General features: G+C 41.3%; 6 protein-coding genes. 4 read left to right on the top strand and 2 right to left on the bottom strand.

All coding sequences use genetic code 11. The annotated features are described in order from the left end of the window. Positions 1-714 (bottom strand): class I SAM-dependent DNA methyltransferase (locus LD39_RS13930; protein WP_035548164.1); only part of this gene is annotated, 714 nt, incomplete at its 3' end. 123 nt (positions 715-837) lie between these two features. Between LD39_RS13930 and LD39_RS13925 the strand changes: the two genes are divergently transcribed. The 3 genes from LD39_RS13925 to LD39_RS13915 all read left to right on the top strand — a co-directional run bounded on the left by LD39_RS13925 (position 838) and on the right by LD39_RS13915 (position 3182). Next, on the top strand, positions 838-1275 hold the full coding sequence (locus tag LD39_RS13925) for a carboxymuconolactone decarboxylase family protein (RefSeq protein ID WP_035548159.1): 438 nt from the start codon (positions 838-840) through the stop codon (positions 1273-1275). Between the two features lie 153 nt (positions 1276-1428). Beyond that, entirely contained in the window at positions 1429-2016 is a 588-nt protein-coding gene (locus tag LD39_RS13920; RefSeq protein ID WP_035548156.1) for a biotin transporter BioY, read from the top strand. A 104-nt stretch (positions 2017-2120) separates the two neighbouring features. Continuing rightward, positions 2121-3182 carry a sorbosone dehydrogenase family protein gene (locus LD39_RS13915; RefSeq protein WP_035548153.1) on the top strand — a complete coding sequence of 354 codons (1062 nt, stop codon included), beginning with the start codon at positions 2121-2123 and terminating at the stop codon, positions 3180-3182. A 28-nt stretch (positions 3183-3210) separates the two neighbouring features. Here the strand turns inward: LD39_RS13915 and LD39_RS13910 are convergent, their stop codons facing one another. Further along, entirely contained in the window at positions 3211-3609 is a 399-nt protein-coding gene (locus tag LD39_RS13910; RefSeq protein ID WP_035548150.1) for a hypothetical protein, read from the bottom strand. Between the two features lie 203 nt (positions 3610-3812). On the opposite strand from LD39_RS13910, the gene LD39_RS13905 reads away from it, so the two are divergent. Continuing rightward, on the top strand, positions 3813-4913 hold the full coding sequence (locus LD39_RS13905; RefSeq protein WP_035548147.1) for a Xaa-Pro peptidase family protein: 1101 nt from the start codon (positions 3813-3815) through the stop codon (positions 4911-4913). Positions 4914-5146: the final 233 nt, after the last annotated feature.

The raw sequence follows: 5146 nt of genomic DNA, 5'->3' as shown, positions 1-5146 counted from the left end.
TGGCAGGTGTTGAACCTGCTCATCCATTGGCTCAAAATAGTTTTGGTCTATCAATCGATCAATCAACTTCATTTTATGCTCAGGATTGATGTCACTTGGATATTTTTTTATTAAAGTCAAAATGGCTGTTCTAACATCTGCTTTGCCTTTATGGAATAACCTTCTGGGTGCAAGAATAATTTCTTTAATTTCCGTATGCTGCAATAAATATTTTCTGAAGCGTTTATAATAGACATTTGATAAAAATGAGTCCTGAACAATCATGGACAATACTCCTCCACGTTTGAGCTGTTGGAGTCCCTTATAGATGAATAAGGAATACATGTTGTGAATGCCTATCGATTGAAACTCTTTGCTTAGATAATCTTTGTTCTCTTGTAAGTATGTGCTTTGACGTTTTGATTTGTAAGGAGGATTTCCTATAATCGCATCGTATTTCTCCTCATTAGGCTCTCTTAAAAAGTCGGCGTGAGAAAAAGTAATCTCTTCATGAGGTGATGGGATTTCAGGATCAATATCAAGTCCGACTAAAGAACTTGGTGGAACGCCTGAGCGAATCAATGATCTTAGAAAAATGCCGTCCCCTGTTGACGGGTCTAAAATTTTATAACTTTGCTTTCCATCGTCTAAGTATCCTAATAAACTCTTAACCATATAGTCAACCGTTTCTTGAGGGGTGCCATATTGCCCCATGGATCGTTGGGGAGAAAACATCAAATCCCTCCCTTGCTTTTGAGTATACTTTACTACAGTAATAGGTAAATGTCACCAATTAATAGTTATAATGGATTATTTAAATTAATAAAAAATACCTAGAATGAGAGAGTGGGAAGAATCATGCCATGGATTAAACCCATAAAACAGAAAGAGATGGAAGAATTATGTATTGAACATAAAAAGGAAGGCCCATCGCCGCTTTTTGACCGTATGTTAGCGAATGATCCTGATTTATTTGAAGCTTTTGTTCCATTGCAGAAAGCGATAAAGGAAACTTCGATGTGCGATAGTCTCAGAGAAGCCATTATCACATTTGTTTCAATGAAAAACGGGTGTGATTTTTGTACTAAAGCCCATAAAGAGGCATTAGAACAATACATTGATCAACCGGACCTCCTGAGTTGGTTGGAAAATTATTCTGATTATGAAATGAGTGAGGAATGGAAAGCAGCCCTGCAATATGCTGAGCGGTTAATTGCTAAGCCTGCTGATGTGACCATAGAGGACATAAGAAGATTAGAGGCGTGCGGATACACGCCTAAGCAAATTGTCGAGTAAAATCAAATTGTTGCTTATACTAGTTATACGAATCAAATATCGATTGGACTTGGACTATGAACATAAGTTAACCTAATTAAAAATAAGTTGACATTAACAGCAGCTTTTCAGTATCTTAGTAGATAGAAGATACTTGGTATGGAGGAATGTCACATGAGTAAATCCCGTTTATCCGCTTATGATATTACCCTTGGAGCTCTGTTTGTCGCTATGATGGCTGTAGGCGCAAACATTACAGCTGTCGCTCCATTTTTGAACATTTTAGGTGTACCGCTTACACTGCAAACCTTTTTCGCCATTCTTGCAGGACTCATCTTGGGCAGCCGCCTTGGTATGACCTCTATGCTTGTCTATACTGCGTTAGGGCTAGTTGGAGCTCCCGTGTTTGCAGGCTTCAAAGGTGGATTATCCGTCATTATCTCACCTACATTCGGTTTTATTATTTCATTTATTGTTTTAGCTTTCTTCGTCGGTAAACTTGCTGAATCTAAAAGGAACTTCCCTATGTATGTAACGGCTGCTCTTGTCGGGATCGTTATCAATTACCTTATCGGAGTGAATTGGTTTTACGCAGCGATGAACTTCTGGGTTGGAGGAGAAGGGCTCAGTTATACAGTTGCATGGTCCAGTATGACCCCATTTTTAATCAAGGATATAGCTTTAGCAGTTGTAGCAGGGGTTTTCGGCTATCGATTGGAAAAATCCGTTTTACATCGAACTCAGCTTCGTCAAGCATCTTAAAGGTATAACTAGCTGTTCCGCATTGTCGGGGCAGCTTTTTTAATGCTTTTCCAAACTCTGCCTGCTACAATACGGGTAAACATAAGAAAGCGTTGGTGGTAGGTATGAAGAATAAGATTGTATTTTTGACTTTAATTATGTCCCTGCTGCTTTTAGTCGCTTGCTCAAACGAACGGGAAACGGAAAAAAAGGAACCAGTCACTGATCAAAAGGGAAAATTTGAGATAGTCATCGGAAATCTGAATTCACCTTGGGATATCGAAGCTCATCAAGGTACTTTTTTTATCTCAGAACGTGAAGGCAACATCGCTTCTTGGACGCAGGGAGGAGGTTTAAAGAGGTTTCCTGTGCAAACTGAAAAGGAAATCAAACAAATTGGCGAGGGTGGTCTCTTAGGCTTCAAGTTGACTCCAGAATTTGAAGAAAACCAGCAAGCCTATGCCTACCATACGTATGAAGAAGAACAGGAAGTGTACAATCGAGTGGTTCTCCTCAAAAAGGAAGTTGATAAGTGGGTTGAAGTAAAACCGCTTTTAGAAAAAATTCCAGGGGCTCAGTTTCATAATGGGGGGCGTTTGGAAATTGCGCCGGATGGGAGTCTATTTGTTACCACTGGTGACGCTCTGAATAAGTCGCTTCCCCAAAAGAAAAACAGTCTTGCTGGTAAAATCTTAAGGTTGAACCCTGATGGAAGTGTGCCGGAGGATAACCCTTATCAAGATTCTTATGTTTTTTCATATGGTCACCGTAATCCTCAAGGTCTTACGTGGAACGAAAATGGAGACCTGTTTGCCTCAGAACATGGTCCTGACAATAGAGATGAAGTGAACCTGATAGAAGCTGGACAAAATTACGGCTGGCCCCTGATAGTAGGTGATGAAGAAGAGGAAGGTTTAATCACTCCTCTCTACCAAACGGGAGATCGTACCTGGGCTCCATCAGGAATTGTAGCCTATGATGAGAAGTTGTTTATTGCTTCCTTACGTGGTACAGCGGTCCGTACGCTTTCTTTTCAAGGAGATGAACCTGCTATTCTTACAGACGAATTCGGACGGATAAGGGATGTAGAAGTTGTGAATGATTCTCTTTATTTTATTACAAACAATACCGATGGAAGAGGGAGCCCATCCAATAAAGATGATCGTCTCCTTCAATATTATCCATAATAAAAAGCAGGCTGAATAAGCCTGCTTTTTAATCTTCGGATATGAACTTCCCATGCACAAAGGCCATGATGGCAAAGACAAGAAAGGCAATAAGTAGAACCGTACCCCCGATGATGAAGAATATGGTATTAAATGTACGCATCCCCTCAACCGGCTGTGTATAATACAGCCACATGCCGACGGTAAGACCTAAGACACCGATGAATGAACTCCATACGTGAACTTTAGATAGTCTGGAGTTTTTTGGAATATTGAAGACTTTATAGTAGATAGCAAAAGCAAAAAGAGAAAGCCATCCAACAACAAGAATGTGAGCGTGAATTGCGCTTAATTCAAGCCCACCACCCCCGGCCATATGTGAGCCGATGAATGCTCCAATAAGTGCGTATATAGCTGCTACTCGAACAAAAAAACGCGTGCGATCCAAATGCATGACCTCCATTTTCTATTAGACATCAACCTTTCGTCATTATATCGAATCGCATGCCGTATTAAAATTGTGAATTCGTAAATGTCGCAAAACGTTCAAGAGATTTTGGACGGTCCTTTTCATACTTTTGTGTCATTTGGATTGATGGATAGGTTGAGATATGATGATTAGAGTAATGATATTCATGAGGAGTGAAACTTATGGAACAAAGACGAAAACGTTTTTCCAAATACTTAGCAGAGAACCAAATTGATGCAGCATTCATAAATTCGACCGAAAACTTTTTTTATTTAACAGGCTTTCATACAGATCCCCATGAGCGGTTGTTAGGTCTGCTCGTTTTTCCAGAGGCCGACCCTGTCGCCGTCCTGCCTGGAATGGAAGAAGGGCAGCTGCGTGATACGGGATGGTCCTTCGACGTAATTGGTTATGCCGATCATGAAGATCCTTGGGAGATGATGGGAGATCTTATGAAGGAAAAAGGCATCACTTCTGTCAAACGTGTCGGTATTGAGAAGCAAGTGCTTTCCTACGGCCGCAGTGAATCATTTCTTCGCCTGTTTGAAGAAGTAGAAGTTAAAGATGTTGAAGACCAATTGAATGAAATGCGAGTAGTAAAAGATGAGGAAGAGATCGCCATTATGAGGGAAGCGGCCGAGCTTGCCGATTACGGTGTGAAAGTAGGAACGGAATCACTCCAGGAAGGCGTCACTGAAATGGAAGTACTAGCAACGATTGAATACGAGTTAAAGAAAAAAGGTGTATCCGAAATGTCATTCTCCACTATGGTATTATTTGGAGAAAAGTCCGGCCAGCCTCATGGCAACCCGGGTGACCGTCAGTTGAAGCCTGGTGACTTCGTTTTATTTGATCTTGGTGTCGTATGGAAAGGCTACACTTCTGATATCACACGTACATTTGCATTCAAGAGTATTTCAGATGAGCAAAAGGAAATTTATGAAAAGGTCCGCGAAGCCTTAGAAGCTTCTCTGGCAATTAGTAAACCAGGAACAAGAATTGGTGATCTGGATCAAACGGCTCGCGATCTTATCACAGAAGCAGGGTATGGAGAGTTGTTCCCTCACCGAATTGGTCATGGACTTGGCATCAACGTACATGAATTTCCATCCATGAGCCACTTGAATGATGGCGTATTGAAGGAAGGAATGACGTACACCATTGAGCCTGGTATCTATGATCCGAAAATTGGCGGGGTTCGACTTGAAGATGATGTTCTTGTTACGAAAGACGGTTATGAAACGTTGACGAAGACTCCGAAAGAGCTACGAATTATTGAATAGTAGAACGAAGCTGTCCGCTGAAGTCGGGCAGCTTTTTTTGTGTGTTTTGGCTAGTGGATCTGGCTTGGGTGGTCTGTTCCCTAAGCGGTTGACTCTGTTCCCTATCACACGTTATCTGTTCCCGTTCTCTGCTTCTCTGTTCCGCAACTCCAACTCTCTGTTCCATAACGCTTTTTAAGATGTATTTTCTGTGGCGATTCTCCCCATAAAAATCTGGACAAGCCTCCGTCAGT

Origin of the sequence: Halobacillus sp. BBL2006, from assembly GCF_000786645.1 — a bacterium.
GTDB lineage: Bacteria > Bacillota > Bacilli > Bacillales > Halobacillaceae > Halobacillus.
This window is presented reverse-complemented; position numbering and strand designations above follow the sequence as displayed.

What these genes read in the sequence shown, in the direction of transcription:
- LD39_RS13905 (WP_035548147.1), top strand. Translation starts at nt 3,813, where the DNA reads ATGGAACAAAGACGAAAACGTTTTTCCAAATACTTAGCAGAGAACCAA.
- LD39_RS13915 (WP_035548153.1), top strand. Translation starts at nt 2,121, where the DNA reads ATGAAGAATAAGATTGTATTTTTGACTTTAATTATGTCCCTGCTGCTT.
- LD39_RS13925 (WP_035548159.1), top strand. Translation starts at nt 838, where the DNA reads ATGCCATGGATTAAACCCATAAAACAGAAAGAGATGGAAGAATTATGT.
- LD39_RS13920 (WP_035548156.1), top strand. Translation starts at nt 1,429, where the DNA reads ATGAGTAAATCCCGTTTATCCGCTTATGATATTACCCTTGGAGCTCTG.